6 protein-coding genes are annotated in these 3,545 nt (G+C 36.1%); 5 read left to right on the forward strand and 1 reads right to left on the reverse strand.

Translation table 11 applies throughout. From position 1 onward, the window contains the following. Positions 1-8: 8 nt before the first annotated feature. A complete protein-coding gene (locus BBA02S_RS21685) occupies positions 9-179 on the forward strand; it encodes a YxiJ family protein (protein WP_082040282.1) in 171 nt (56 codons plus the stop codon). 120 nt (positions 180-299) lie between these two features. On the opposite strand, the gene BBA02S_RS19620 is transcribed toward BBA02S_RS21685, so the two are convergent. After that, complete coding sequence (locus BBA02S_RS19620; RefSeq protein ID WP_041114417.1) at positions 300-578, reverse strand: hypothetical protein; 279 nt, start codon at positions 576-578, stop codon at positions 300-302. Positions 579-880: 302 nt separating this feature from the next. Here BBA02S_RS19620 and BBA02S_RS20460 point away from each other — a divergent pair, with 302 nt between their 5' ends. The 4 genes from BBA02S_RS20460 (at position 881) to BBA02S_RS19640 (ending at position 3,439) form a co-directional block, all read left to right on the forward strand. Next, a complete protein-coding gene (locus tag BBA02S_RS20460) occupies positions 881-1,201 on the forward strand; it encodes a CotD family spore coat protein (protein ID WP_082040278.1) in 321 nt (106 codons plus the stop codon). 381 nt (positions 1,202-1,582) lie between these two features. Beyond that, positions 1,583-2,125 carry a hypothetical protein gene (locus tag BBA02S_RS19630; protein ID WP_041114420.1) on the forward strand — a complete coding sequence of 181 codons (543 nt, stop codon included), beginning with the start codon at positions 1,583-1,585 and terminating at the stop codon, positions 2,123-2,125. Positions 2,126-2,148: 23 nt separating this feature from the next. Further along, positions 2,149-2,922, forward strand: coding sequence for a DUF7674 family protein (locus tag BBA02S_RS19635; RefSeq protein ID WP_052477415.1), 774 nt, complete (start codon positions 2,149-2,151; stop codon positions 2,920-2,922). A gap of 82 nt (positions 2,923-3,004) precedes the next feature. After that, positions 3,005-3,439 carry a DUF2283 domain-containing protein gene (locus BBA02S_RS19640; protein ID WP_041114421.1) on the forward strand — a complete coding sequence of 145 codons (435 nt, stop codon included), beginning with the start codon at positions 3,005-3,007 and terminating at the stop codon, positions 3,437-3,439. Positions 3,440-3,545 lie beyond the last annotated feature (106 nt).

Genomic DNA, 3,545 nt, shown 5'->3' on the forward strand with positions numbered 1-3,545 from the left:
CTAGTTATATTTTATCCGGGAAAAGAATCCCGAAGCATCAAAAACAATTTTTAGAGAAGGGGTTTTTTGAATGTTATCCAGCTTATAGGTTTTTAGAGAAGTTGTCGGATAAATATCCAGATTTCAGTGAAGAATTAAAGAGGCATGAACTCGCCCGTCAACTATTAGTAAAATGTTGAAGGTTTTTCACGAATTTTATGCTTCATACGCTCGAAATAATATTGAACTATACTAATCATGAACTTGGCCATCAAACCGCACCTTGAAGAAATTCAAGGTGCGGTTTGATGGCCTTATACTCAATGCGATAGTTCTTGTCTATCGGTTGGCGCTAAAATCGGATTGTGTACAGGCTCGTCTGCTGGTTGAGGATTTGTAAGTCGCTCTTCATACCTGCGATTAGCTGCATAAAATTGATCTTCTAACCACCCAGCTTGTGCGTGTGTCAGTTCCAATACAAATTCATTGTTAGTGTCATCATATGCAGTTAGAAGCACATAGCTTTTATTGTCACGAGTCACATTAGCCACTCTCAAGTAAAGATTTTTGGCTTCTAATCTCAACTGCATTCCGTTCACGGATATAACCTCCTTAAAGGATTTAAGATTACTATTCCCTGTAAGGAAAAAAGTATGCAGAAAAGTTAAGTTTCCCCAGTTTTTGACTGGCTAATGACGGTGTTTGTAACTGCCGCGCTCACGCCTCTAGCAAAGTGACAGTCACCTTTAGTAGGGAATGGATGCTTACTATCTATTTTCTTTCGCCTATGTATAAGGTGAATAAGAGGCCAAAAAAATAGTTTGATAAATTGATTGATTTGTCTAAGGCAAGTCCTCTTGTGCTGCATAAAATATAGTAAACAAAAGGGGAGGTGTATTTTATGTTTTTTAACTGCAATAGAAGAGGTCATTGCGGACACCATCATAACGAGGATATCGTAGTAAGCCCAACCGAAACAATTGTTCACACTACAACTAACTATCAAACAGTCAAACATATTCATCCAACTGAAATTGTTCACGTCAACAGACATGTGATTAGAAACGAACACTTTTACCCAGTAACTGAAAGAGAAGTAAATGAAACGATCGTAGAAAACTATGACTGCGGAAGAGATATTCGCCATCCTAGATGCAGACGAGTTGAGGAAGAGCATAGCCGTCATAAATGCAATCACTGCCATTGTAAGAGACATAGATAACCTGGATAATAGTAACGCAGCCAAAGTCCTCACCAAAGTGAGTGCTTTTTTCTTTGTTATCCAGCAAACTTTTTCGTTATGAGCAAAGGAAGAGCACCAACAAAATCAAGTGCTGCAACCACAGCTGCCCATTGTGATAATTTAAGGCTGTCAGTCTTGCTGACAGCCTTTTTTCCCTTTTGCTGCTTTGTATAAGCTGATGCACTTCTATATATGATTAAAGCAAACACCGGGACAAGCATCGCGGCATTTAAATAGGATACCGAGGGCGCCGTATCAATAAAACGGGCGGCGGTAGCGGCTACTGAAGCTTACGTAAACATGTGCAAAAAGATTTCGAAATGCTATACTCTAATGATTGGAAAAAGGGAGATAGAAAAGATGGACTTACTCTATGATTACTTAGATGATATTCAAGGCGATATTTTTTCTTTAGATAGGAAAGAGATGGAGAAAAAATACTTTGAAATTTGCAAGCACACAGTTAATAACGATATAGCCCAAAAAATCCAGCAAGTAGATTTAAATAATTACACCGCTTCCTTGACACAAAAGTTCCAACAGATTTTGCAGCATTCCGACATTAAAGATATAAAAGCTATTTATTTTGAATATGATATTGACAACAATTGGGGAGGAGCTTTTTTTCTATGCCCGGACTATATCTCTTTAAGCGAAACAAATGATGATTGGGCCGCTGATTGGATGGAAATGATAGATGGGCCTTCTCTTCCTCCATTTAGTGAAATTTACGATCAATATGGTGGATTTGGGAAAGATGATGAAGCAGGTGTAACTATTTATTTAATTGTACGAACGATCTTAGCTTTTATGGCTTCTGCCCAATTCGTCAATACGGATGTACCAGTATGTATAGCTTATCATGACCAAGATCCCATTATACGCATAAAAGAAGATGAATAGTTAAAATAAGATAGATAGAAGGCATGAACTTAGATAAAGGAGCTATAAAAACTATTTTAACAACCTTTAGTTACTTGCTGTTCATAGTTTTAATATACTCTTTAAGTATAACGAATGGCTGCCGATTATTTGATGATGTTGAGTATGGTGGTGAGATTGAGCTTTATAGCTTGGAGCAAATTCTCGAACTGAATGAGCATTACGATGAATCGGACGGCTGTTATGATGTAGCATATATTTATCAAGATAACATTGTAATCAATTCTAAACTTTACGCAGCAAACCCAAAAAATTACCTTCTATGGAAAGACCTATATTCTATCCTCAATGAACATAAAGAAGTGACAGCGTTGCCCGATGCTTCTTACCGCTATGGAGATGTTGCTAACAATTTACAGGCAGGTGATCGAATGTTGAACTCTAATAACATAATTGAAGTATTCCTAGAGGCTGTGCCGGAAATCAAGGATATATATAAGGATGAGATGGAGTTCTGGGAGGGTGAATTTCCTGGACTTCACAATATTTTTGGAGATGTATTAAACCCTTTCCTTTTAGAACAACTGAAAACGGAAGAAAATAGCGTGTTGTTACAAAGAATATTCGATTTTTTAGAGAAAATGGCAACTAGTATAGATAGTGATATTGACAATGTATTAGTAGTTACTATACTTGCTCGTATAGGTGATGACATAGGGTGGTTAAAAAAAGCAGTAAAATATATGGGGTCAAATACATTGAAGAAATCTTATCAATTTGAAAAGGAGCTAGGACGATCATTAAAACCATTTCAATAGAAAAATAAGTTCTTACGGAGAAACTACTCCAATACACAGGTTGGAATTCTTTATATACAAAGGGAGGATAGGTGCTTACTTAATGAAAAAAACCTCACAGATTACTTATGATTCGTTTGCGGAAATGGGATATTTCTATCTCCTCTCTCCCTTAGCAGATGATATTTTGTCAACAGAAGAACTCGACCATAATGATGAAATCATGTTAGATATTGGGAGACAAGTGCCTATTATTGGAATTGAATTTGAAGGTGAAACTGCAAAAAAAATTGCACCTTTTTCTGGAAAGAATAAAGTTTTTAAAGAGATAGTATTAAATAGCGGCGAAACTATCTTTTCTTTTAGATTATCGGACTTGCCTAGTAAACAATCTGTAAAACATAAAAACATCGACAGTGTAGTTTTTCATTTTGCTGATAATAATTATCAGGAATTTTTGGGTATAGATATTATTGATACTAAGTTATACCTAAAAGAGTATTTGATACAGCAAAACAACGACAATACAGACATTTAATATAAGGCTGCTCTTTATAATAAAGAGCGCCACTTGAAGGTGCTAAACAATAAAGTGACAGTATATTAAGTTTGACAGTTCAAAACACTGAATAGTCTTTGACACG

This window comes from Bacillus badius NBRC 15713 (genome assembly GCF_001591605.1).
GTDB lineage: Bacteria > Bacillota > Bacilli > Bacillales > Domibacillaceae > Pseudobacillus > Pseudobacillus badius.